General features: G+C 58.6%; 22 protein-coding genes and 1 other RNA gene. 7 read left to right on the top strand and 16 right to left on the bottom strand.

Going from position 1 to position 22,693, the window contains the following annotated elements; all coding sequences use genetic code 11:
• Positions 1–189 precede the first annotated feature (189 nt).
• Positions 190–543: RNase P RNA component class A (gene rnpB, locus EAH74_RS09490), an RNA gene on the bottom strand.
• A 75-nt stretch (positions 544–618) separates the two neighbouring features.
• Positions 619–1,524, bottom strand: coding sequence for a 16S rRNA (cytidine(1402)-2'-O)-methyltransferase (gene rsmI, locus EAH74_RS09495; protein WP_161990822.1), 906 nt, complete (start codon positions 1,522–1,524; stop codon positions 619–621).
• A 176-nt stretch (positions 1,525–1,700) separates the two neighbouring features.
• Here rsmI and EAH74_RS09500 point away from each other — a divergent pair, with 176 nt between their 5' ends.
• From EAH74_RS09500 to EAH74_RS09515, 4 genes are all read left to right on the top strand, one after another.
• On the top strand, positions 1,701–3,512 hold the full coding sequence (locus tag EAH74_RS09500) for a penicillin-binding protein activator (RefSeq protein ID WP_140677848.1): 1,812 nt from the start codon (positions 1,701–1,703) through the stop codon (positions 3,510–3,512).
• Entirely contained in the window at positions 3,512–3,874 is a 363-nt protein-coding gene (locus EAH74_RS09505) for a YraN family protein (protein WP_140677850.1), read from the top strand. Before EAH74_RS09500 ends, EAH74_RS09505 begins: the two co-directional genes overlap by 1 nt.
• A gap of 104 nt (positions 3,875–3,978) precedes the next feature.
• Positions 3,979–4,572, top strand: a complete 594-nt coding sequence (locus EAH74_RS09510) for a phosphoheptose isomerase (RefSeq protein ID WP_123365680.1) — start codon at positions 3,979–3,981, stop codon at positions 4,570–4,572.
• On the top strand, positions 4,569–5,147 hold the full coding sequence (locus tag EAH74_RS09515) for a BON domain-containing protein (RefSeq protein ID WP_056740902.1): 579 nt from the start codon (positions 4,569–4,571) through the stop codon (positions 5,145–5,147). The genes EAH74_RS09510 and EAH74_RS09515 overlap by 4 nt, the downstream gene beginning before the upstream one ends.
• A gap of 163 nt (positions 5,148–5,310) precedes the next feature.
• On the opposite strand, the gene EAH74_RS09520 is transcribed toward EAH74_RS09515, so the two are convergent.
• From EAH74_RS09520 to rplM, 7 genes are all read right to left on the bottom strand, one after another.
• The gene (locus EAH74_RS09520; protein ID WP_008155980.1) at positions 5,311–5,724 is read right to left on the bottom strand and encodes a ClpXP protease specificity-enhancing factor; all 414 of its coding nucleotides are present in this window, start codon (positions 5,722–5,724) and stop codon (positions 5,311–5,313) included.
• A 16-nt stretch (positions 5,725–5,740) separates the two neighbouring features.
• On the bottom strand, positions 5,741–6,358 hold the full coding sequence (locus tag EAH74_RS09525) for a glutathione S-transferase N-terminal domain-containing protein (RefSeq protein WP_008155978.1): 618 nt from the start codon (positions 6,356–6,358) through the stop codon (positions 5,741–5,743).
• A 148-nt stretch (positions 6,359–6,506) separates the two neighbouring features.
• Positions 6,507–7,289, bottom strand: coding sequence for a cytochrome c1 (locus tag EAH74_RS09530; RefSeq protein WP_123365678.1), 783 nt, complete (start codon positions 7,287–7,289; stop codon positions 6,507–6,509).
• The gene (locus EAH74_RS09535) at positions 7,289–8,500 is read right to left on the bottom strand and encodes a cytochrome b (RefSeq protein WP_140677852.1); all 1,212 of its coding nucleotides are present in this window, start codon (positions 8,498–8,500) and stop codon (positions 7,289–7,291) included. The genes EAH74_RS09530 and EAH74_RS09535 overlap by 1 nt, the downstream gene beginning before the upstream one ends.
• A complete protein-coding gene (gene petA, locus EAH74_RS09540) occupies positions 8,500–9,093 on the bottom strand; it encodes a ubiquinol-cytochrome c reductase iron-sulfur subunit (RefSeq protein WP_123365677.1) in 594 nt (197 codons plus the stop codon). Before petA ends, EAH74_RS09535 begins: the two co-directional genes overlap by 1 nt.
• A 267-nt stretch (positions 9,094–9,360) precedes the next feature.
• Positions 9,361–9,753 carry a 30S ribosomal protein S9 gene (gene rpsI, locus EAH74_RS09545; protein ID WP_003216038.1) on the bottom strand — a complete coding sequence of 131 codons (393 nt, stop codon included), beginning with the start codon at positions 9,751–9,753 and terminating at the stop codon, positions 9,361–9,363.
• A gap of 14 nt (positions 9,754–9,767) precedes the next feature.
• The gene (rplM, locus tag EAH74_RS09550; RefSeq protein ID WP_007905295.1) at positions 9,768–10,196 is read right to left on the bottom strand and encodes a 50S ribosomal protein L13; all 429 of its coding nucleotides are present in this window, start codon (positions 10,194–10,196) and stop codon (positions 9,768–9,770) included.
• A gap of 245 nt (positions 10,197–10,441) precedes the next feature.
• Between rplM and EAH74_RS09555 the strand changes: the two genes are divergently transcribed.
• On the top strand, positions 10,442–11,482 hold the full coding sequence (locus EAH74_RS09555) for an NADP(H)-dependent aldo-keto reductase (RefSeq protein ID WP_140677854.1): 1,041 nt from the start codon (positions 10,442–10,444) through the stop codon (positions 11,480–11,482).
• 103 nt (positions 11,483–11,585) lie between these two features.
• Here EAH74_RS09555 and EAH74_RS09560 read toward each other — a convergent pair whose 3' ends face one another.
• A complete protein-coding gene (locus EAH74_RS09560) occupies positions 11,586–12,722 on the bottom strand; it encodes an acyl-CoA dehydrogenase family protein (RefSeq protein ID WP_123365675.1) in 1,137 nt (378 codons plus the stop codon).
• A 244-nt stretch (positions 12,723–12,966) separates the two neighbouring features.
• Between EAH74_RS09560 and EAH74_RS09565 the strand changes: the two genes are divergently transcribed.
• Complete coding sequence (locus tag EAH74_RS09565; protein ID WP_173860460.1) at positions 12,967–13,863, top strand: GlxA family transcriptional regulator; 897 nt, start codon at positions 12,967–12,969, stop codon at positions 13,861–13,863.
• A gap of 182 nt (positions 13,864–14,045) precedes the next feature.
• Here the strand turns inward: EAH74_RS09565 and zapE are convergent, their stop codons facing one another.
• From zapE to EAH74_RS09580, 3 genes are all read right to left on the bottom strand, one after another.
• Positions 14,046–15,140, bottom strand: a complete 1,095-nt coding sequence (zapE, locus tag EAH74_RS09570; protein ID WP_123365674.1) for a cell division protein ZapE — start codon at positions 15,138–15,140, stop codon at positions 14,046–14,048.
• A gap of 91 nt (positions 15,141–15,231) precedes the next feature.
• Positions 15,232–16,587 (bottom strand): tryptophan--tRNA ligase, encoded by a 1,356-nt coding sequence (locus tag EAH74_RS09575; protein WP_140677856.1) that lies wholly within the window; start codon positions 16,585–16,587, stop codon positions 15,232–15,234.
• Between the two features lie 24 nt (positions 16,588–16,611).
• Complete coding sequence (locus EAH74_RS09580) at positions 16,612–17,241, bottom strand: alpha/beta hydrolase (protein WP_140677858.1); 630 nt, start codon at positions 17,239–17,241, stop codon at positions 16,612–16,614.
• Between the two features lie 144 nt (positions 17,242–17,385).
• Here EAH74_RS09580 and EAH74_RS09585 point away from each other — a divergent pair, with 144 nt between their 5' ends.
• Positions 17,386–17,820, top strand: a complete 435-nt coding sequence (locus EAH74_RS09585; protein ID WP_123365671.1) for a YhcB family protein — start codon at positions 17,386–17,388, stop codon at positions 17,818–17,820.
• Between the two features lie 261 nt (positions 17,821–18,081).
• On the opposite strand, the gene EAH74_RS09590 is transcribed toward EAH74_RS09585, so the two are convergent.
• The 3 genes from EAH74_RS09590 to EAH74_RS09600 all read right to left on the bottom strand — a co-directional run bounded on the left by EAH74_RS09590 (position 18,082) and on the right by EAH74_RS09600 (position 22,368).
• Positions 18,082–18,801 (bottom strand): OmpA family protein, encoded by a 720-nt coding sequence (locus EAH74_RS09590; RefSeq protein WP_140677860.1) that lies wholly within the window; start codon positions 18,799–18,801, stop codon positions 18,082–18,084.
• A gap of 101 nt (positions 18,802–18,902) precedes the next feature.
• Positions 18,903–19,544, bottom strand: a complete 642-nt coding sequence (locus EAH74_RS09595; protein ID WP_123365669.1) for an MBL fold metallo-hydrolase — start codon at positions 19,542–19,544, stop codon at positions 18,903–18,905.
• A gap of 85 nt (positions 19,545–19,629) precedes the next feature.
• Entirely contained in the window at positions 19,630–22,368 is a 2,739-nt protein-coding gene (locus tag EAH74_RS09600; protein WP_140677862.1) for a LuxR C-terminal-related transcriptional regulator, read from the bottom strand.
• Positions 22,369–22,693: the final 325 nt, after the last annotated feature.

Genomic DNA, 22,693 nt, shown 5'->3' on the forward strand with positions numbered 1-22,693 from the left:
AGAATCTGACGTGCCGCCCTGCTCAATAACTTGAACCAGCACTGAAGGCTGCGCTCGAAAGTTAAAGTAATTTGTTAAGAGTAAGATTTTTTCGGTATTAGGAAAGGGCTTCTGCTGTTGATTCTGTAAGGAGGGAAATGGCTACTACAGGCGCCCTGCTCAATGATTAAAGCAGGGAAGGGGAAAAAGGTGGAGAGTCGATCTGTAAGCCGGGTTCTGTCTTGAACAGTCATTCGTCTACGATGGCCATCACTGGACATCTTTAGCAACCTACCCGGTCCCAGCGCGGGCCACGCCTTGGGACCCTATTTGGTCTTGCTCCAAGTGGGGTTTACCTAGCCACGAACTGTTGCCAGACGTGCGGTGCGCTCTTACCGCACCTTTTCACCCTTACCGGCGCCGAAGCGCTTAGGCGGTTATTTTCTGTGGCACTTTCCGTAGGCTCACGCCTCCCAGGCATTACCTGGCACTTCGCCCTATGGAGCCCGGACTTTCCTCCCCCCCCTAATTTTCATAGAGGGCAGCGACTGTCCGATCGACTCTCCGCCGCGAAGATTAACGGCAGAGCGTCCGAAGGACAAGCGCTAAACGCCTTGGGCTACGCCTGCACGTCGGTTTTTACTCGCCCTTCTGTTTATCCAGCGCGACCTGATAGAGCACATTCTTGCGCTCGCCGGTAATTTGCGCCGCCAACGCTGCGGCTCGCTTGAGCGGCATTTCTTCAAGCAATAGATTCAGAATGCGCATCGCTTCACTGCTGACGGCGTCCTCGGTCTCGGGGGCAGACCAACCTGCCACCAACACCACGCACTCGCCGCGCTGCTGATTACTGTCTGACTCGACGAACTCGCGCAACTCAGCCAGTGGCAAGCCTTTAAGAGTTTCGAAAGTCTTGGTCAGCTCGCGCGCCAGCAACGCTGGGCGTTCACCACCAAACACCAACTCCATGTCTTGAAGGCACTCAAGGATCCGGTGCGGGGCTTCATAAAAAATCAGCGTGCGCGGTTCTTCCTTTACCAACTCAAGACGGGCGCGCCGACCGACAGCCTTAGCCGGCAGGAAGCCTTCGAAGATGAAACGGTCCGACGGCAACCCCGCCGCCGACAACGCTGCGATCAACGCGCAGGCGCCCGGAACCGGCACCACATTGATACCCGCAGCACGAGCCTGACGCACGAGGTGATAACCAGGATCGGAAATCAACGGCGTGCCGGCATCTGAAATCAGCGCCACATCGTCGCCAGCAAGCAAGCGGGTGATAAAACGGCTACCTTCATCCCGCTCATTGTGTTCATGACAGGCCGCCAGCGGTGTAGGAATGCCGAAATGCTGCATCAATCGCTGGGAGTGACGGGTATCTTCGGCGGCGATCAGGGCGACCTCGCGCAGGATCTTCAGCGCACGCGCACTGATGTCGTCCAGGTTGCCGATGGGCGTCGCCACCACATAAAGCGAGCCAGCAGCGGAATTCAAAGCACCTGGAGCAGTCAAAGCGCACACCTCATGATCGGTAAAAGCCGCCATTGTAGCGCGTCGTGACGTTCGCGATACGCGCAAGCAACCCTCGGTTTTGCAGCCTTTTGTGCAGTGCCGCAACATTTGCACGAGCTAAATTGATCGATTCACACCAGTAACATCGCGCCCCGGCCAGTGCTTGGGTACAATTCCACGCTAATTTGATCGAGTATCAGGAACACTACATGATCGCTTGCCTGCGGCTGTTCACTGCCCTCTGCCTTGCTGCCTTGCTGGCGGCTTGCGCCAGCTCGCCCTCCTCCAGCCTTGGCGAACTTCCACGGACCCCGGATGCCAGTATCGAGCAGTTGCTCGCACAGGCCGCTCAAAGCAAAGACCCGGAAAAAGCCTCCCTGTTGCGCCTGAGCGCGGCGGATCTGGCCTATCGTCAGGGGAACGCCGGCCAGTCCGCGCAAATACTGCAACAAGTCCCAGTCGAAACACTCAAGCCTGGCCAACAGGTTTTCGCCAGTACCCTGGCGGCTGAACTGGCCATGGTTCGCAATCAGCCCAAAGCGGCGCTGACAGCCTTGAGTCATCCGAGCCTGCAACGCCTGAGTGAACTGCCGGTTGAGCAACAGGTTCGCACCGGCACTGTTCATGCCCGCGCCCTTGAAGCCGATGGCCAGACGCTGGCCGCCGCACGGGAGCGTATCTTCATCGCGCCAATGCTTGAAGGTGAAGCCGCGAGCAAAAACCACGAAGCGATTTGGACCCTGATCGCCTCGCTGCCGACCGACCAGTTGCAGCCAAATACCTCCGATGACCTCGGCGGCTGGATGGGCCTGGCACAGGCGGTGAAAACTGCCGGCACCCTGGAACAGCAGCAAGCCGCGATCGACAACTGGCGCGCACAGAATCCAAAGCACCCGGCCGCCATTCAATTGCCGCTGCCACTGACCAAGCTCAAGGAACTGGCCAGCCAGCCCCTGAGCAAAATCGCCCTGCTGCTGCCACAAGACGGCCCGCTGGCGTCGGTCGGAAAAGCACTGCGCGAAGGTTTCATGGCTGCTCACTACCAGGCCCAACAAGCCGGGCAGAAGCCGCCAGCCATCGAGTTCTATGACAGCTCGAAACTGACCTCGATGGACGAGTTCTACCGCAAGGCGCAGGCCGATGGCGTGCAACTGGTCGTCGGTCCGCTGGAAAAACCGCTGGTCAAACAGCTCAGTGCTCGCCCGCAACTGCCGATCACTACCCTGGCGCTGAATTACAGCGAAGGCGAACAAGGTCCGGCCCAACTGTTCCAGTTCGGCCTTGCCGCTGAAGACGAAGCTCGCGAAGTGTCCCGCCGCGCTCGCGCCGATGGCCTGCATCGCGCAGCCATCATGGTGCCGAAAGGCGAATGGGGCGATCGCGTCTTGAGAGCATTCAGCCAGGATTGGCAGGCTAACGGTGGCAGCATCGTCGCCACCGAACGCGTCGACCAACCGGTCCAACTGGCCCAGCAGATTGCCGACATGTTCCAGCTGCGTCAGAGTGAAGGTCGCGCCAAGAGCCTGCAAAGCACCGTTGGCGGACAGGTAGCCGCCCAGCCTTCGCGTCGTCAGGACATCGAGTTCATCTTCCTGGCTGCAACGCCTCAGCAAGCCCAGCAGATCAAGCCGACCCTGAACTTCCAGTACGCCGGCGACGTGCCGGTTTATGCCACCTCCCACGTGTTCAGCGCCAGCGGCGATGTGAACCAGTACAACGACATGAACGGCATTCGCTTCTGCGAAACCCCATGGTTGCTGGAGGCCAACGATCCACTGCGCAAACAAGTGACCGCTCAGTGGCCGCAAGCTGCTGGCAGCCTGGGCCGTCTGTACGCGATGGGTGTTGATGCCTATCGCCTGGCACCACGCCTGGGGCAACTCAAGGCTCTGCCGGACAGCCGCATCGAAGGTCAATCGGGCAGCCTGGGCATGACTCAGAACCAACGTGTGGTCCGCCAGTTGCCGTGGGCACAGTTCGTCAGCGGTCAGGTTCAACGCCTGCCGGACACCCCGCGCTGATGCCCGACAGATCACGCCAGCAAAGCGGTAAAGATGCCGAGCGCCATGCGCTCGAGCATCTTCAACAACAGGGTCTGCGCCTGCTGGCGCAGAACTGGTTGTGTAAACGCGGCGAGCTTGATCTGGTCATGCTTGATGGCGATACAGTAGTATTCGTTGAAGTCCGCTACAGAAAAAACACTCAATGGGGTGGCGCGCTCGGTAGCATCGATGAGCGCAAACGGCAGAAACTGATAGTTGCCGCGCAGTATTTTCTTCAGCGCGAGTCGCGTTGGGCCAATTCCCCTTGCCGTTTCGACGTGGTTGCCATCGACAGCAACCTCGATCAGTTGAACTGGTTGCAGAATGCCTTCGACAGCTGATCGCGTGCGCCCCGAACCGGACACTTTCACCCAACACTTTTGCTCTTTGCTTTGCGGGCTGCACATTCATGTGCCGAGTAGCCGCGCTAATTAAGGTCACACAGATGGACATGCAATCCCGAATTCGCCAGCTTTTTCAGGCCAGTATCGATACCAAGCAAATGGCGATGGACGTACTTGCACCGCACATCGAGCAAGCCAGCCAGGTGATGGTCAACGCCCTGCTCAACGAAGGCAAAATGCTGTCCTGCGGCAACGGCGGCTCTGCCGGTGATGCCCAGCACTTCTCGTCCGAGCTGCTCAACCGTTTCGAGCGCGAACGTCCAAGCCTGCCAGCGATTGCGCTGACCACCGACAGCTCGACGATCACCTCGATCGCCAACGACTACAGCTACAACGAAATCTTCTCCAAACAGATTCGCGCCCTCGGCCAGCCGGGTGACGTATTGCTGGCGATTTCCACCAGCGGCAACTCGGCGAACATTATTCAAGCGATCCAGGCCGCACATGATCGCGAAATGATTGTCGTAGCATTGACCGGTCGCGATGGCGGCGGCATGGCGTCGTTGCTATTGCCCGAGGACGTCGAGATTCGCGTACCGGCCAACGTCACCGCACGTATTCAGGAAGTCCACCTGCTGACGATCCATTGCCTTTGCGATTTGATCGACAGCCAACTGTTCGGGAGTGAAGAATGACCCCTAATCGCCTAGGCCTTCTGGCCTTGACCCTGTGCCTCGGCATCAGCGGCTGCACCTCGGTGGTTAACGCCAGCCGTGAAGCACCGATTGAAGATGACCGCGGCACCCGCACCTTCGGCAGTAAGATCGACGACTCTCTGATCGACACCAAGGTCGGCGTGAACATTGCCAAGGCCGATCCAGCCCTGGATAACGACTCGCACATCGTCGTCACCAGCTTCAATGGCGTCGTGCTGCTTGCCGGGCAAACCCCGCGCGCAGACCTCAAGGCCAAGGCCGAACAGGCTGCTGCGGCTGTTCAGCGCGTGAAGACAGTCCACAACGAACTGCAAGTCCTGCCACCTTCCGGCTTCCTTGCCCGCCAGAACGACACCTGGCTGACCTCCAAGATCAAGACCCAGATGCTCACCGACCCGAACATTCCGGGCTCGCGCATCAAGGTCGTCACCGAGAACGGTATCGTCTACCTGCTGGGCCTGCTGACCAAGCAGGAAGCTACCCAAGCCACCAATTTGGTGCAGGGCGTTTCCGGCGTGCAGAAAATCGTGAAGCTGTTTGAGTACATCGACTGATACTTGCTTACTGGTGGCATCCTTGGATCGCCATCGACCTGTAGGAGCTGCCGAGTGAAACGAGGCTGCGATCTTTTGATCTTTAAAAGCAACATCAAAAGATCGCAGCCTTCGGCAGCTCCTACGTAATAAAAAAGGCGATCCATCCGGATCGCCTTTTTTATTACTTCACCACTTTCAAACTGGGTCGACCGCTGGGACGCGGCGGCTCACTGTCGGGTGGCGGAATATCGTCATCCGGCTCGATCTCTTCCTCGTCTTCCATAGGCGATTCCAGATCGAACACCATGCCCTGACCGTTCTCCCGGGCGTAAATGCCCAGGATCGATGCGATAGGCACGTACAGGGTGTGCGGCACGCCACCGAAGCGCCCTTCGAAGCTGACCGCTTCGTTGTCCATGTGCAGATGACGCACAGCTGCCGGCGATACGTTCAGGACAATCTGTCCGTCACTGGCAAAACCCTGAGGCACCTGCACCGACGGATACTCGGAGTTGACCAGCATGTGCGGGGTGCAATCGTTGTCCACAATCCACTCGTAGAGCGCGCGGACCAGATAAGGTCGACTGGAGTTCATAGCGGCTCCTTAAGCCTTAGCGCATATCGCGTTCGACACCAGACAGACTCGCCTGGAAAGCCTCACGCGCAAACGAGCGCTCCATGTAATCAAGCAGCGGCTTGGCAGGCCGCGGCAGTTCAATACCCAAAATCGGCAATCGCCAGAGTATTGGCAATAGGCAGCAATCCACCAGACTTTGTTCCTCACTGAGGAAAAACGGCTTGTCGGCGAACAACGGCGACACGCCAGTCAGGCTTTCGCGCAGCTCCTTACGAGCCACGACACGGGCTGCTTCCTTGGACCGGGAATCCAGAATCAGATCCACCAGGCCACACCAGTCACGCTGAATACGATGAATCAGCAGACGGCTGTTGGCACGCGCCACTGGATAAACCGGCAGTAGAGGCGGGTGCGGGTAACGCTCATCCAGATATTCCATCACCACGGTCGACTCCCACAACGCCAGGTCACGATCGACCAGGGTGGGCAGACTTCCGTAAGGGTTCACCTCAATCAGTTTAGGCGGCTGGCGACCAGCTTCCACGTAAATGATCTCGGCGCTGACACCCTTCTCTGCAAGTACGATACGCACTCGGTGGGAATAGTGGTCGGCGGGGTCGGAGTAACAGGCCAACCGATTGGTCACGCCCATGGCGGTCCTCCTCGCTTGTTGAAATTATCGGAAACGGAAAAACGCACGCGCCCAGAGGGCGCCTCCCGTAACGCCTGGATCACCAGGCTCGTTACACCTTCAGAGACGCCCTTGGGCGCGCGCGATTGACAGCAATTTTACAGCATTATCAATGGACGTCTTTCCAGTATTCACGTTTGAGCAAGTATGCGAATACGAAGAAGAACGCCAGGTACAGCAACACATAGGTACCGATGCGCTGATGCTGCAGCTTCACCGGGTTGGCCGAGTAGGCCAGGAAGGTCACCAGATTCTTGACCTTCTCGTCGAACTGCTCTTCGTTCAGCGTGCCGGTTTTCGGCAGTATGGTCAGCTGGTCGCAGGCTTCATGCGTCAAAGCCGTGCCGGTCAGCGGATCGTATTGCTTCTTGCCGTCTTCGACGATTTGAACTTGTTTACAGCCTACCACCTGACGACCCTGCAGGCCGACCAGAACGTTAGGCATCCCGACGTTCGGGAATACCTTGTTGTTCACGCCCCAAGGACGCGACGGGTCTTCGTAGAAAGATTTCAGGTAACCGTAGAGCCAGTCAGTGCCACGAACGCGGGCGACCAGGGTCAGGTCGGGCGGCGCCGCACCGAACCAGGTCTTGGCGTCAGCCGGCTGCATGCCGATGCTCATGTGGTCGCCGATCTTGGCGCCGGTGAACATCAGCTTCGAGAGCATCAGGTCGTGCGGAATGCCCAAGTCATCGGCAACACGCTCGTAACGCTGGAACTTGGCGCTGTGACAGCCCATGCAGTAGTTGGCGAATGTACGCGCGCCATCCTGCATGGCAGCCTTGTCGGAAACGTCGATGTTGACCTTTTCGAGCTCAGGACCACCATGTTCGGCCGCGAAGGACAGCACAGGCAAAGCAGCAAGAATCAGTACAGCAAATAGCTTTTTCATCAGCCAGTCACCCTTTCCGGAACCGGTTTGGTCTTCTCGAGCCTGGTGTAGAACGGCATCAGAATGAAGTAGGCGAAGTACAGGAAGGTACATATCTGCGACAGCAACGTCCGCTCAGGGGTTGGGGCCAGTACGCCCAGCACGCCCAGGATCACGAACGAGATGCAGAACACCCAGAGCCAGATCTTGCTCATCCATCCTTTGTAGCGCATCGACTTGACCGGACTACGATCGAGCCATGGCAGGACGAATAGCACAGCGATGGCCGCACCCATGGCGATAACGCCCAGGAGCTTGTCTGGAATCGCCCGCAGAATCGCGTAGAACGGCGTGAAGTACCAAACTGGAGCAATGTGCTCTGGCGTCTTGAAGGCGTTCGCCACTTCAAAGTTCGGCTTCTCGAGGAAATAACCACCCATTTCCGGGAAGAAGAACACGATCGAACAGAAGATGAACAGGAACACCACCACGCCGACGATATCTTTCACGGTGTAGTACGGGTGGAAGGCAATGCCGTCCAGCGGTACGCCGTTTTCGTCTTTGAATTTCTTGATGTCCACGCCGTCCGGGTTGTTCGAACCGACTTCGTGCAGCGCCAGAACGTGCAGCACCACCAGACCGAGGATCACGATCGGCAAGGCAACAACGTGCAGGGCGAAGAAGCGGTTCAGGGTGATACCGGAAATCAGGTAGTCACCACGGATCCACTGAGTCAGGTCGTTGCCGATGACCGGGATCGCACCGAACAGCGAGATGATCACCTGGGCACCCCAGTAGGACATCTGGCCCCACGGCAGCAGGTAACCCATGAAGGCTTCAGCCATCAGCGCCAGATAGATCAGCATGCCGAAGACCCACACCAGCTCACGCGGCTTCTGGTACGAACCGTAGAGCAAGCCACGGAACATGTGCAGATAGACCACGATGAAGAACGCCGAGGCGCCGGTGGAGTGCAGCAGACGCAGGATCGAGCCGTACTCGACGTCGCGCATGATGTATTCGACGGAAGCAAACGCCTCTTCCGCCGACGGGGTGTAGCTCATGGTCAGCCAGACACCGGTAACGATCTGGTTGACCAGAACGAGCAGTGCGAGGGAACCAAAGAAATAGAAGAAGTTGAAGTTCTTCGGGGCGTAGTACTTGCTGAGATGGTCTTCCCACATTTTGGTCGCGGGAAAGCGCGCATCAACCCAATCCATGAACTTGCTCATCACGCTTTCTCCGTATCGACGCCAACGACAATGATGTCATCGGTCTCATAGGAATGCGGGGGAACTGGCAGGTTCAAAGGCGCAGGTTGCGACTTGTAGACGCGGCCAGCCAGATCGTAGTGGGAACCGTGGCAAGGGCAGAAATAACCACCTACCCAGTCCTTGCCCAGATCAGCAGGTGCCACTTCGGGGCGGAAGGTCGGCGAGCAACCCAGGTGCGTGCAGATACCGATCAGCAGCAGGACCTCTGGCTTGATCGAACGCGTTTCTGGATCGACGTAGGTCGGTTGTGTCGAGTTCTTGGAGGTCGGGTCAGACAACTGGCCCTCGATCTTTTTCAGATTCCCCAGGATTTCCGCGGTTCGGCGAACAATGAATACTGGCTGGCCGCGCCACTCAGCAATCATCTGCTGGCCTGGCTCGATTTTGCTGACATTCACCTTCACCGGTGCACCTGCGGCTTTCGCCTTGGCACTGGGAAACCATGACCCCACGAACGGGACCGCAGCCCCCACCGCTCCTGCAGCACCCACCACGGATGTGGCTGCTACCAAGAAGCGACGCCGGCCTGCATTCACGCCGTCATTGCTCATTCAGTCCTCTCCCATCAGCTTTGTGGCCTGTTAAATCAGGCGTCTACTAAGTAAAAATCTGAACTTATAAAAATTTTGCCGAATGGTAATGAAAAGCCCCAATTCTGACAAGGTAATTACCGAGGGGCTCCACTGCCAAGCCTTGCAGTATAGGGCTTCTACGGCTGTGGCAAGTTGTCACAGAGCAATTCTTTGATAAATCGCGCCCATAAAAAAACGCCCAGCTTCGCGAGGAAACTGGGCGTTCTTTTTGAACGTAAAAGCGAATTAACGCTTCGAGTACTGCGGACGCTTACGCGCTTTACGCAGACCAACTTTCTTACGTTCAACTTCACGTGCATCGCGAGTAACGAAGCCAGCTTTGCGCAGAGCGCCACGCAGGGTTTCGTCGTACTGCATCAGTGCGCGAGTGATACCGTGGCGGATTGCGCCAGCTTGACCACTTACACCACCACCGATCACGGTGACGTAGATGTCGAATTTCTCGACAGTCTCAGTCAGTTCCAGCGGCTGACGAACTACCATGCGGGCAGTTTCGCGGCCGAAGAAATTTTCCAGGGTGCGGTTGTTGATGGAGATGTTACCAGTACCCGGACGCAGGAAAACGCGTGCGGTTGCGGTCTTGCGACGGCCAGTGCCGTAATTTTGAGTCGCCGACATAATGAACTATTCCGTTAAAACTTCAGTTCTTGGGGCTGCTGAGCAGTATGAGGGTGTACAGCGCCCGCATAGACTTTCAGCTTACGATACATGTCGCGACCCAGCGGGTTCTTAGGCAGCATGCCTTTGACCGCGGTCTCGATCACGCGCTCAGGGGCTTTAGCGATCAGCTTTTCGAAGTTGATCGACTTGATGCCGCCCGGGAAACCGGAGTGGGAGTAGTAGATTTTGTCGGTGGTTTTAGCACCGGTTACACGAATCTGCTCGGCATTGATAACGACGATGTAATCGCCGGTGTCAACGTGAGGAGTGTACTCAGCTTTATGCTTGCCACGCAGACGGCTCGCGATTTCGGTGGCCAGACGACCCAGGGTCTGACCTGCAGCGTCGACGACAAACCAGTCGCGCTGTACTGTTTCCGGTTTAGCAGTAAAAGTTTTCATTCTTTATAGCCTCAGGGGCCGCCCTGTAAATTAGACGGCGGATCTTACTGAATAGTGCGTACTTTGACAAGTCAAAGGCAGCCGGATACAGACGCTTTCGGGGGCTCGGGTCGGCGCGTCCGTTCAACGGCAAGATTCTTCGGCGGCGGCGCATCACTTCCACTGCAGAAAGAGGTGCGCAATTATGCAGATTGCGAAAAATAATTCAACCTGCTTTTATGATTGTTTTGCCCAAGGAGCACCCGATGGACTATCGCCAGCTAGGCCGAACCAATCTGAACGTGAGTGCAATCTGCCTCGGCACCATGACCTGGGGCGAGCAAAACAGCGAGGCTGAAGCCTTCGCCCAAATTGAACGGGCCAAGAGCGCCGGGATCAATTTCATCGATACTGCCGAGATGTACCCGGTGCCGCCCAAGGCCGAAACCTACGCCACCACCGAGCGTTACATCGGCAATTACTTCAAAAGCCGCGGTGATCGCGCCGACTGGATCCTGGCCAGCAAGATCGCCGGCCCCGGCAACACCATCGACTACATCCGCGACAAAAACCTGCGACACAACCGTCAGCACATCACCGAAGCCGTGGACGCCAGCCTCAAGCGCTTGCAGACCGACTACATCGACCTCTACCAGCTGCATTGGCCGGAGCGCAGCACCAATTTCTTCGGCCAGCTCGGTTACAAACACCAGACCGAAGCCAACCTCACGCCACTGGAGGACACCCTCGAAGCCCTGGACGAGCAGGTAAAGGCCGGCAAGATCCGCCACATCGGCCTGTCCAATGAAACGCCATGGGGCACCATGCGCTTCCTCGCCCTGGCCGAAGCCCGGGGCTGGCCTCGTGCCGTGTCGATCCAGAACCCGTACAACCTGCTCAATCGCAGCTTCGAAGTCGGTCTGGCGGAAATCGCTATCCGCGAACAGTGCGGGTTGCTCGCCTATTCGCCGCTGGCGTTCGGTTTCCTGTCGGGCAAGTACGAAGGTGGCGCGCGTCCGCCTAAAGGTCGCCTGAGCCTCTACAGCCGCTTCAGCCGCTATTTCAACCCGCAGTCGGAAGCAGCGTGCAGTCGTTATGTGGCTCTGGCGCGTGAACACGGCCTGGATCCGGCGCAAATGGCGTTGGCATTTGTCACTCAGCAGCCATTTGTGACCAGCAACATCATTGGCGCGACCACTATGGAGCAGCTTGAAAGCAATTTAGCGAGCTTCGATTTGAAGTTGTCGGATGAAGTGCTGGAAGGGATTGAGGCGATCCACAAGGATCATCCGAACCCGGCACCTTGATCAATCTTTAGATCTATTCGCGAGCAGGCTCGCTCCCACAGGAGATCACTGTTACCTGTGGGAGCGAGCCTGCTCGCGAAGGCGGTCTAGCAATCACACGGCATTACAGCGACCGCGCAATAATCTCCTTCATGATTTCATTGGTCCCCGCATAAATCCGCTGCACCCGCGCATCCGCCCACGCCCGGGCGATCGGGTATTCCCACATGAAACCGTAACCGCCATGCAACTGCACGCACTCGTCGAGCACCTTGCATTGCAGGTCAGTACCCCAGTACTTGGCCATCGCCGCGGTCGGCACGTCGAGCTTGCCTTGCAGGTGCAGTTCCAGACAGCGATCGACGAAGACCCGACCGATCTGAATCTCGGTCGCCATCTCCGCCAGTTTGAAACGGGTGTTCTGGAAGTCGGCGATCGCCTTGCCGAATGCCTTGCGCTCGCGGGTGTAATCCAGCGTCCATTGCAACGCAGCTTCAGCCGAAGCAAGCCCGCCGATGGCAACGGTAAGACGCTCCTGCGGCAATTCCTGCATCAGGTACGCGAAGCCCATCCCGGCCTGCCCCAACAGGTTTTCCTTGGGCACCCGAACGTCCTGGAAGAACAGTTCCGAGGTGTCCTGAGCCTTCATGCCGACTTTTTCCAGGCGTTTGCCCTTGGCGAAGCCTGGGGTGTCGGCTTCCACCAGAAACAGGCTGGTGCCTTTCGCGCCAGCCTTCGGATCGGTCTTGGCCACGACAATCACCAGGTCAGCGAGAAAGCCGTTGGTAATGAACGTCTTCGAACCGTTGATCACATACTCGTCGCCATCAAGCACCGCGGTGGTTTTCACCCCTTGCAGGTCGGAACCGGCACCCGGCTCGGTCATCGCAATCGCCGTGACCATCTCGCCAGACACCAGTTTCGGCAGGTATTTGTGTTTCAGCGCTTCACTACCGTAATGCAGGATGTAAGGCGCGACGATGTCCGAATGCAGGGAAAAACCGATACCGGTCAGACCGAGACGACCGATCTCTTCGATCACCACCGCGCTGTAGAGAAAGTCCGCCCCCAGGCCGCCGTACTCTTCCGGCAGATGCGAACACAGCATCCCCGCCTCCCCTGCCTTGTTCCAGAGTTTGCGGTCGATATAGCCTTGTTTTTCCCATTGCCCATGGAGCGGCACGGCCTCTTTTTCGAGGAACGTTCGCACGCTGTCGCGAAAAAGTTCGTGCTCGGAACTGAACAAGGTTCTGGGGATCATGCGGCACCTGTCGTTATTGTTAGCCGGAATTGACCCTCAGAGAATATGCCTCGCATCCGACACAGGACACTGGACACATCAGACAAAAAATAAGACGATCCAGCCGTCTGGTGACCACTTTCCCCTATAAGAATAAAGTTGAATTATGTCTAACCAAGTCTCCACGCCCTTGCGGCGCGTCAGCATCCTGGCCATCGACCGGGTTTTCGCTTCCACCCTCATGCAAGCCAAGGATTTCTTCCACCTGGCCAGCCTGCGTTACGGCAAACAACTGGGCCAAGGCCTGACGCCAGCGTTCGAAACCCGCCTGGTCAGCCCCGACGGCAAACCGGTGAACAGCTTCAGCGATGTGATCATGCCAGTGGATGGCGGCCTGGAAAACGCCGACATCATTGTCCTTCCAGCCTTCTGGGACGATTTCGACACCCTTTGCCAACGTTACCCACAGGTCCTGCCCTGGCTGCGTCAGCAACATGCTCGCGGTGCAGTGCTCTGCGGCGAAGCCACCGGGGTGTTCTGGCTGGCCGAGGCCGGGCTGCTCGACGGCAAGGAAGCGACCACTTACTGGCGTTTCTTTAATGCGTTTGCCGAACGCTTCCCACGGGTTCAGCTCAATCAGGACAAGCACCTGACCGACGCCGACAATCTGTACTGCGCTGGCGGCACCACCTCGGCCTGCGACCTTTACATTTACCTGATCGAACGCTTCTGCGGCGCCAACGTGTCCCAGGCCGTGGCGCGGGACATTCTTTATGAAGTGCAGCGCAGCTACTCGCCAGGACGAATCGGTTTCGGCGGTCAGAAGCTGCACCAGGATGTGATCATCCTGCAGATCCAGCACTGGCTCGAAGAACACTTCGCCGACAAATTCCGCTTCGAAGACGTGGCTCGCGAACACGGCATGAGCATCCGCAACTTCATGCGGCGTTTCCAGACCGCCACCGGCGACAAACCGCTGCATTACCTGCAACGACTGCGCATCGAAACCGCCAAGGGCCTGCTGTCCGGCAGCCGCAAGAGCATCAAGACCATCAGCTATGAAGTCGGTTACGACGATGCGAGTTTCTTCGCTCGGCTGTTCCGTCAGCACACTGAACTGTCGCCGAACCAGTATCGGCAGCAGTTCCAGCAGGCAGCTTAAGGGCTAGACACGAATCCAATGTGGGAGCGAGCCTGCTCGCGAACGGGGACTGACATTCAACATTGAAGTTGACTGAACTACCGCTTTCGCGAGCAGGCTCGCTCCCACAGGAGTTGTGGTGAGCCTAACAGCGCGCACAAAAAAGGCCTGCAATGCAGGCCTTTTTTATTTTCCGAAATGTCCTACGGCTTATGCGCCCGGGACAGGAATTCGTGAGACTGCATTTCCAGCAGACGACTCAAGGTGCGCTGGAACTCGAAGTTCAGGCGACCGCCGGTGTAGAGGTCTTTGAGCTCGACTTCAGCAGAAATGATCAGCTTCACGTTGCGGTCGTAGAACTCGTCGACCATGTTGATAAAGCGTCGAGCGATGTCGTCGGTGGTGACGCTCATTTGCTCGACACCGCTGAGCAACACGGCGTGGAAGATTTTGCCCAGTTCGATGTAGTCGTTCTGGCTGCGCGGGCCGTCGCAGAGTTCGCGGAAGTCGAACCAGGCCACGTCATCACAGGTGCGCAAGGCACGGATTTCGCGGTTCTCGATCATCAGCACATCGTTCTCGATGGCTGCCGTGCATTCCGGCGTCAGCGCGCGGAAGCTCTTGCGCAGGCTTTCGTGGGACTCTGCGTCGAGCGGGAAGTGGAACAGTTCAGCTTGTTCGAGGTGACGCAGACGATAATCGACGCCGCTGTCGACGTTGACGATCTCGGTGTTCTGCTTGATCAGCGCAATCGCAGGCAGGAAGCGCGCACGTTGCAGGCCGTCCTTGTACAGACCGTCCGGCACGATGTTCGAGGTCGCGACCAGAGTCACGCCGTTCTTGAACAGCTCTTCCATCAGCGTGCCGAGGATCATCGCGTCGGTGATGTCGGACACGAAGAACTCATCGAAACAAATCACCCGGGCTTCGTCGGAGAAGCGCTTGGCGATGATGGTCAGCGGGTTTTTCTCGCCGCCCAGGGTCTTCATCTCTTCGTGCACGCGCTTCATGAAGCGGTGGAAGTGAGTGCGGACCTTTTCCTTGAACGGCAGCGCTTCGAAGAAGGTGTCGACCAGATAGGTCTTGCCGCGACCGACGCCACCCCAGAAGTACAGACCCTTGACCGGTGCCGCGTCTTTCTTGCCAAACAGTTTGCCGAACAGACCCGGTTTACTGTGCGAGGCCGCGACCAGATCGTCGTACAGGCGCTGCAAGTGGCGCACTGCAGTTTCCTGCGCGGCGTCATGGAAGAATTCCGGGCGTTTCAGATCAGCTTGATATCGTTCTAGGGGCGTCATAATTCGTTAGCAAGGCAACAAAAACGGGCCGTCACTGTAGCGACGGCCCGTGGGAATGGCAATCGGCCCTTGGTCGGGCCGAGCCGCTGATTTATTCCTGAACCGGCGTCAGAGCAACCCGCAAGGTGTCGATGGCGACGTCGCGAGCGGCGTTGTCAGCAAAAGTCGGGCTATCGGCCACGCACTCGCCTTCCAGCCATACACTGAAACTCCGGTCTTCACTACGCACATCCAACGGCTGCCCCGATTGCAACTGTTTGGTCACTTGACCTGCGGTTTTGCCGTCGGCGAAGTTGCGCGACAACAGTAGCTGCTCGCCATCGGCCGCCAGCAGACGGAAACGGAAGCTGCTGTCTTCTTCGCGGAAACTGACAAAACGCGCGGCTTTCGCGGCTTTCTTCTTGGTGGTGGTCGCGACCTGGGTCTGAGCGACGAAAGAACGCAGGCCAACCGCTTCACGCAGTTCATGAAGGAACGGTGTCGCCACCGAACGGGCCTTTTTGGCGCCGAGCTGCAGCATGTCTTCCAGGTCCGCCGGGCGTTCGATCAGCTGGTGATAGCGCTCGCGGGACTCGCCCAACTCGTTGTCCAGCAGCTGGAACAGACGATTCTTCGCCTCGCCCCAACCCAGGCCCTGCAACAGTTCGCTGCGGAACTCGTCGGACTGCGCCGGGGTGGCGAAGGCCTGGAACAAAGTGAACAGGTGCGAATTGTCCGGATCCTTGGCTTCACCCGGGGCGCGGGAGTCGGTGACGATCCGCGAAATCGCATCCTTCATTTCCTTGGCGCTGCTGAACAACGGAATGGTGTTGTCGTAGCTCTTCGACATCTTGCGACCGTCGAGGCCTGGCAGCGTGGCGACGCTTTCTTCGATCAGCGCCTCGGGCATGGTGAAGAATTCTTTGCCCTGACCGAACAGATGGTTGAAGCGCTGACCGATGTCACGGGCCATTTCCACGTGCTGGATCTGGTCACGACCGACCGGCACCTTGTGGGCGTTGAACATCAGAATGTCTGCGGCCATCAGCACCGGGTAGCTGTACAAGCCCATGGTGATGCCGGCGTCCGGGTCTTCGCCGGTTTCGACATTCTTGTCCACCGATGCCTTGTAGGCGTGGGCGCGGTTGAGCAGGCCCTTGGCAGCAACGCAGGTCAGCAGCCAGGTCAGCTCTGGGATTTCCGGGATGTCGGACTGGCGATAGAAGGTTACGCGGTCCACATCCAGGCCACCGGCCAGCCAGGTCGCGGCGATTTCCAGACGCGAGCGCTGGATGCGCAGCGGGTCATCGCATTTGATCAGGGCGTGGTAGTCGGCCAGGAAGTAGAACGAATCGGCATTGCTGTCACGGCTGGCGATGATCGCCGGGCGGATGGCGCCGGCGTAGTTGCCCAGGTGCGGCGTGCCGGTGGTGGTGATGCCGGTGAGAATACGGGTACGAGTCGTCATGGGTAATCGCTTGTCAGACTGCAATCAATTCGAAAGACGCGGCAGGATCAGATCCTTGAGATCGGTCAGCTTGCCATGAAAAAAGTGTCCGCATTCTGCCACTTTCAGCAGCTCATGGGGACGCTGGAGTTGTTCGGACCAGTCGTAGACAAGTTGCGGATCGATGACTTCGTCGGTTTCCGGCTGGATCAGGGTCAGCTCGCCGTGTTGCGGCAGCTGGTCCTGATCACCGAGGCGCATGACCGCAGGCGCGACCATGAACAAATGCTTCAGTTGTTCGCCCTTGGCTTCCAGGCGTCCGCCGAGACTGGCTGCAACAAAACCGCCAAAGGAGAAACCGAACAGGGTCAGCAGCAGGTCTGGGTGTTTGGCCCGCAGCCATTGGGCGACCGCTTGAGCATCGTCGACTTCGCCCGTGCCCATATCGTGGGTGCCTTCGCTGGCACCGACGCCACGGTAATTGAAACGCAAGGTAATCAAACCGGCATCGCGAGCAGTACGCTGCAACGTCGAGACGACTTTGTTGAGCATGGTGCCGCCCTGCACCGGGTTCGGATGGCAGATCAGCGCAATGCCGCGTGGCTGCTCATTGTCCAGGTAGAGGGCTTCCAGTTGGCCGACCGGACCATCAATCACTACAGGGGTTTCGCGCATAAGCAAGGAAGGAACTCCGTGACCTCGAATCGGGTCGACTCGTCTAGCAAATTGTCTGTGCCAATCTATTGCGAGTGAATCGCGGTATACAGCGCAGGTTCGAGCCGTTAACGTAAAGCAAAGCCGTTTATAGAGGAAGGACTCGTGGAACACTCGCTCTTAGTTTGGTTGTTGCCGACTCTTGCCCTGGTTGTGGGTGTCGCCATTGGTTTCCTGATCGCTCGCCTGGTGCCGAATGCTGCGCCGAGCAGCACGCAACGTCAGCTGGATGACGTTCAGGAACGTTTCGACAGTTATCAGAACGAGGTGGTCACCCACTTCAACAGCACTGCAACACTGGTCAAGAAACTGACTCAGAGCTATCAGGAAGTGCAGGATCATCTCGCCGAGGGTGCCAACCGCCTGGCCCTGGACGAGCAGACTCGTCAACGCTTGCTGGCCTCGCTGCACGCCGATGCAGCAGCCGCCCCACGGGAACGCCTGACGCCGCCGCGCAATCAGGAGCCGCCACGCGACTACGCCCCAAAAGCCCCGAACGCGCCGGGCATGCTTGATGAGCATTACGGCCTGAAGAAGTAATCAGGTTTCGCGCAACATGAAAAAGCCCTCGGACAAGTGATTGTTCGAGGGCTTTTTTGTTGCTGACCCAATATCTTCGGTGTCTGTCCTGACCTCTTCGCGAGCAAGCCCGCTCCCACAGTTGAAATGCGCCCCCCCCCCTGTGGGAGCGAGCCTGCTCGCGAAGGGGCCACAACTGGCGACACAAAAAAAAGCCCGCCGATCTGTTCAGAATCTGGCGGGCTTTTTTACGCCTGGGGTTCAGTCAGACGATTATGGATACTACTGAACCTCGCCTGGCTGCTGGCCACCATACTGCTGACCCGGAATCGCCTTCAGGTTGACCTCGACCCGACGGTTCTGCGCCCGACCATTGACGTCACCGTTGCTGGCAATCGGGTTATCCGGCCCAGCGCCACGGGCGCTCAAGTTGGTGCCGCTCACACCTTGTGAAGTCAGGTAAGTCGCCACGCTCTGGGCCCGACGCTGGGACAGGTCCATGTTGTGCTGGCGGCTGCCGGTGCTGTCGGTGTAGCCGACGATCTCGATCTGGTTCTGGCTGAACTCCTTGAGCGAGCCCGCCAGATTATTCAACGGCTGATAGAAACCCGACGCGATGTTCGCCGAATCGGTAGCGAAGGTGATGTTACCCGGCATGATCAGTTTGATCTGATCACCCTGGCGCTGCACTTCCACCCCGGTGTTGGCCATGCTGGCCCGCAGTTTTTTCTCTTGCTGGTCGGCGTAATAACCGTAACCGGCAGCGGAAGCACCCACCACCGCTGCGCCAATCAGCGCGCCCTTGCCACGGTTATCGTGACTGATGGCGGCACCGGCCAAAGCACCGGCCAGAGCGCCGAGGCCACCGTATTTAGCGGTTTTGCTCATGCCCGTGGAACCACCGTCGGCCTGGCCCTGGTTGTCGTAAGGGTTAGGCGAGGCGCAGCCAGACAGCAAGGCCACAGCCGTAGCGACAATAATCAAACGCTGCTTGGTGAACATGAAGAGCTCCTACTTTTTTGCATTCTGTGGTGCAACGGACAAGGCATCAGCCTTCGCGGGTGTTGGATCGTTTCGGCGGACAAAAATTCCGTCTGTAACAATTAAGCCCGCACAAAAGGGTTCTCGCGCATTTCATCGCCCAGACGTGTGTCCGGACCATGCCCGGTCACCACCGTCGCCTCTTCGTCGAGGGTGTACAGCCGCTGCTTGATCGACCGCACGATGGTCGCCTGATCGCCACCCCACAAATCCGTGCGCCCTACTCCGCGACGGAACAGCGTATCGCCGGCAATCAGCAGCTTAGCCTCTGAAAACCAAAAGCTCATGGAACCCGGCGTATGACCCGGTGTGTGCAACGCCACGCCGCAGCCGCAGGCCAGCTCTTCATCATCGGCCAACCAGCGATCCGGCGGCGGCACCGGCGTGTAAGGGACGCCGAACATCTGGCACTGCATCTCCAGGTTGTCCCACAGAAATTGATCTTCTTTATGCAGGTGCAGGGTTGCGCCGGTTTTTTCCTTCAACTGACCGGAAGCAAGAAAGTGATCGAGGTGCGCGTGGGTGTGAATGATGCTGACCACTTTCAGGCCCAGTGCGTCGAGCCGCGCGAGGATCAGTTCGTGATTACCGCCCGGATCGACCACGATGGCCTTTTTGGTGATCGGATCGCCGATGATCGTGCAGTTGCACTGCAACGGGCCGACGGGGAAGGTTTCGCGGATGAGGTTGACCTGCTGGGACATCGGGGCATGCTCGAGAAACGGGGACGGGCAATTTTCGCACACATTTGCATCGAGTCATTTGCGGTCATGCACATCAAAAAATACGCTAGGCCAATACGCCCAGCTCCATCGCCCGCGCCACCGCCTGCGTGCGCCGCTCCACCCCAAGCTTGCTGTTGATATGGCTGGCATGGGTTTTCACCGTGTGCAGCGAAATAAACAGCTGATCGCTGATTTCCTGATTCGAGCAGCCCTGGGCGATCAGCCGCAAGACAGCCATTTCCCGCGTACTGAGTTGTTCCGCCGCGGCGGATGACTCCGCGGCGGGACGGGCCGCCACTGTCGGAAGTTGTTCTGAAAGGCTCTGTGAAACGGGCGTCGGCGCACCGAGTTGAAGTTGGTTACGCAGCCAGTCCGGATGTTCCACCAACAACCTGTCGAACGGTTGCAGTACTCCACCGGCCGCCGCTTCCAGCGCCTGACCAAGGGCCTTGCGGGCTTCGGGTTCGCGTCCGCACCCCAGCAATAACGTCACTTTCTGCGTCAATGCCATCACGCTGAGCAGCTGCCTGCCGGTTTGCTGCCCATGCTCTAGCAACGCATTCAATCGTCCTTCGGCCCGCATCGGCTGCCCTTGAATGACCTCCAGCAAGGCCTGCTGCAACTCGATATGCAGCGGCAGTTGCGGATGGAACTCCGGAGGGGCTGCCGCGTGTTCGCCGTTGTAGGTCTGGCCCAAGCGAGCGAGCCAGGCTTCGGCCAGGTCGGTACGCCCCTGAGACAGCCAAAGTTCGCATTTGACCAGGGTGATCATTGCCAGGTAGTAGATCGGTGGCACGTCCCAGATGTGCATCAGGCGCTCGGCTTCGGCGAGTTCGGCGAAGGCTTTGGCGAATTCGCCGCTGCTGCCCTCAAGCCGGGCGATCACGCAGTGACCGATCAATACGCTGATATCACGACAGGCGCGTGCTTCATTCAAGCCGGCTTGCAAGCGTGCCCGTGCGGCTTGGGGCTGCAAGCGCAGGGCTAGCAAAAAACCTTCGTACAAAATCAGTCGGGCGCGCACTGCATAGAGCCGTTGCGGGGATAACCGTTGCAGGCGTTGCAGCCCCTGGCGCACTTCATCCAGCGAACGCAGGATTTCCCCTCGTGCTTGCAGCACGCGAGCGCGGTCGTAGTGGGCCAGCGCTTCGAACAGCGGGTTGTCGACCCGTTGCGCCAACTCCAGAGATTCACGGTTCAACCCGCGGGCACGCCACAAGTCGCCGTCGGCAATGGCCAGGTTGGACAGGGTCGAGAGGCACATCAGGCGCTGCCCGTAGCGTTTGGCGGGCAGGCTCTCCTGCGCTTCGGTGCAATAGAGCAGCGTCAGCTCGCGATTGCCGCGCCCGCGGGCGATGATCCCGCTCAGGGCCAGCCATTGCGCCAGCATGGATTTCTGCGCAGTGGCGGACGGGGCCGGCAGGAAGCGGCTCAAATGACTGGCCAGCTCCTCGGCGGCGTCCAGCTGACAGGCGAGCCCCAACGCCCAGCTGTACAGCACGATCAGCCGTGGTGTGCTGATCAGCAGGCTGTCGGGCAAGTCCATTTTCCAGCGCAGCAACATGCCGACGTTCTGTTCGGCCAGCAGTTGTTCTTCGGACAGGTTCTGCACCAGGTTCGCCGCGACGTCCAGGTGCCCGGCGCGCAATGCCTGCTCCACCGCTTCATCGAGCAGCCCCTGGGCATTGAACCAGCGACAGGCGCGCAGGTGCAGGCTGGCCGCCGGGACCATCGCCTGAGCCGTAGGCCGGGTGCGCAACAGGTCGGAAAACAAATGGTGGTAGCGATACCAGTGTCCGTTTTCATCCAGTGGCACCAGGAACACCTGGTGGGCCAGCAGAAAACGCAGGATCTCGGCACTGTCATGGGCTTCGCGAACGGCGTCGCACAGTTCGCTGCAAAAGCGTTCCTGAGGGGCTGTGTCGTAAAGGAATGACTGCACCTCGGCGGGCAGACAATCGATGACTTCTTCCAGCAGATAATCGCGGATAAGCCCTTCCCCGCCATGCAAGGCCTGCGGCAAAGCACCCTGGGAGCCCGCTTCAGACGCCGCCAGCAGCCAGAAACGCAGCCCGGCAACCCAACCTTCGCTGCGCTGGATGAGGCTCTCCAGCGCTTCGCCGCGCAATGAGCTGCTGTGCCGATCAAGCAGGGTCAAGGCTTCATCGTGAGTCAGGCGCAAGTCCTGTTCATTCAACTCGAGCAGTTGCCGCGACAGCCGCAGGCGCGCCAGATGCCAGTCCGGCCGCTGCCGACTGGTGACCATGACCAGCAAACCGTCAGGCAGGTGATTGAGGAAAAATTGCAGGCAGCGATCGAGAACCGGGCCCTGCGCCAGATGGTAGTCATCAAGCACCAACAGCAGAGGCGTACTCGCAGACAGGTGCACGGCCAACTCATCGAGCAAACCGTCCAGCCATTCTTCAAAAGCAAACGGTTGATGCCGCTGCCGCATTTTCAGCAGGCCCAGGGACTGGCTGCCCAGTTGCGGAAAAAAGTCCTGGAGGCCCTCGAGCAACCGCTCAAGAAAACGTCCGGGATCGCTGTCTCGCGGACTCAACCCCAGCCACAGACTTTGCCAGTGAGCCGGCAAGCCCTGACAGAACTCCACCGCCAACGAACTCTTGCCAAACCCCGCCGGTGCGCTGACCAGCAGCAACCTGCCACCGAGACCCGCACTCAGGCGCTCGCACAGACGAGGCCGCAGCACATGGCCGTCGGGCAACGGAGGCCGAAAAAAACGCCCGTCCAGTGCCGCGACGGCAACGCTTGCAGGGCCCGGGTGTGGGGACAGATCAGTCATGGCCGGCTCTTGTTTGAATGGCGGTTGGCGGCGTTGCAGATGTCCGCAGCCTAGCGGTAAACGAAGAGGGAATGAAGGTTATTGCTACAAATGGCTACAAAAAGAATACAACCCAAAGTTGCCGGGCCGCAGATGAAGTTTTCCTGACAGACCGTGCCGCCCCCTTCGCGAGCGAGCCCGCTCCCACATTTGATCTTCGGCGGACATAAAATCTGTCAGCAATGCAGATCCAGTGTGGGAGCGAGCCTGCTCGCGAAGAGGTCATCACAGGCGCCGAAGATTTTTCGGGCAAAAAAAACGCCCCGAACCAGTCGGGGCGTTTCTC

The organism is Pseudomonas mandelii, from assembly GCF_006438925.1.
GTDB lineage: Bacteria > Pseudomonadota > Gammaproteobacteria > Pseudomonadales > Pseudomonadaceae > Aquipseudomonas > Aquipseudomonas mandelii_C.

Bases quoted from the DNA above. Each gene is read 5' to 3' on its own strand.
- rsmI (WP_161990822.1), bottom strand. From the start codon at position 1,524: ATGGCGGCTTTTACCGATCATGAGGTGTGCGCTTTGACTGCTCCAGGT.
- EAH74_RS09500 (WP_140677848.1), top strand. From the start codon at position 1,701: ATGATCGCTTGCCTGCGGCTGTTCACTGCCCTCTGCCTTGCTGCCTTG.
- EAH74_RS09505 (WP_140677850.1), top strand. From the start codon at position 3,512: ATGCCCGACAGATCACGCCAGCAAAGCGGTAAAGATGCCGAGCGCCAT.
- EAH74_RS09510 (WP_123365680.1), top strand. From the start codon at position 3,979: ATGGACATGCAATCCCGAATTCGCCAGCTTTTTCAGGCCAGTATCGAT.
- EAH74_RS09515 (WP_056740902.1), top strand. From the start codon at position 4,569: ATGACCCCTAATCGCCTAGGCCTTCTGGCCTTGACCCTGTGCCTCGGC.
- EAH74_RS09520 (WP_008155980.1), bottom strand. From the start codon at position 5,724: ATGAACTCCAGTCGACCTTATCTGGTCCGCGCGCTCTACGAGTGGATT.
- EAH74_RS09525 (WP_008155978.1), bottom strand. From the start codon at position 6,358: ATGGGCGTGACCAATCGGTTGGCCTGTTACTCCGACCCCGCCGACCAC.
- EAH74_RS09530 (WP_123365678.1), bottom strand. From the start codon at position 7,289: ATGAAAAAGCTATTTGCTGTACTGATTCTTGCTGCTTTGCCTGTGCTG.
- EAH74_RS09535 (WP_140677852.1), bottom strand. From the start codon at position 8,500: ATGAGCAAGTTCATGGATTGGGTTGATGCGCGCTTTCCCGCGACCAAA.
- petA (WP_123365677.1), bottom strand. From the start codon at position 9,093: ATGAGCAATGACGGCGTGAATGCAGGCCGGCGTCGCTTCTTGGTAGCA.
- rpsI (WP_003216038.1), bottom strand. From the start codon at position 9,753: ATGTCGGCGACTCAAAATTACGGCACTGGCCGTCGCAAGACCGCAACC.
- rplM (WP_007905295.1), bottom strand. From the start codon at position 10,196: ATGAAAACTTTTACTGCTAAACCGGAAACAGTACAGCGCGACTGGTTT.
- EAH74_RS09555 (WP_140677854.1), top strand. From the start codon at position 10,442: ATGGACTATCGCCAGCTAGGCCGAACCAATCTGAACGTGAGTGCAATC.
- EAH74_RS09560 (WP_123365675.1), bottom strand. From the start codon at position 12,722: ATGATCCCCAGAACCTTGTTCAGTTCCGAGCACGAACTTTTTCGCGAC.
- zapE (WP_123365674.1), bottom strand. From the start codon at position 15,140: ATGACGCCCCTAGAACGATATCAAGCTGATCTGAAACGCCCGGAATTC.
- EAH74_RS09575 (WP_140677856.1), bottom strand. From the start codon at position 16,587: ATGACGACTCGTACCCGTATTCTCACCGGCATCACCACCACCGGCACG.
- EAH74_RS09580 (WP_140677858.1), bottom strand. From the start codon at position 17,241: ATGCGCGAAACCCCTGTAGTGATTGATGGTCCGGTCGGCCAACTGGAA.
- EAH74_RS09590 (WP_140677860.1), bottom strand. From the start codon at position 18,801: ATGTTCACCAAGCAGCGTTTGATTATTGTCGCTACGGCTGTGGCCTTG.
- EAH74_RS09595 (WP_123365669.1), bottom strand. From the start codon at position 19,544: ATGTCCCAGCAGGTCAACCTCATCCGCGAAACCTTCCCCGTCGGCCCG.
- EAH74_RS09600 (WP_140677862.1), bottom strand. From the start codon at position 22,368: ATGACTGATCTGTCCCCACACCCGGGCCCTGCAAGCGTTGCCGTCGCG.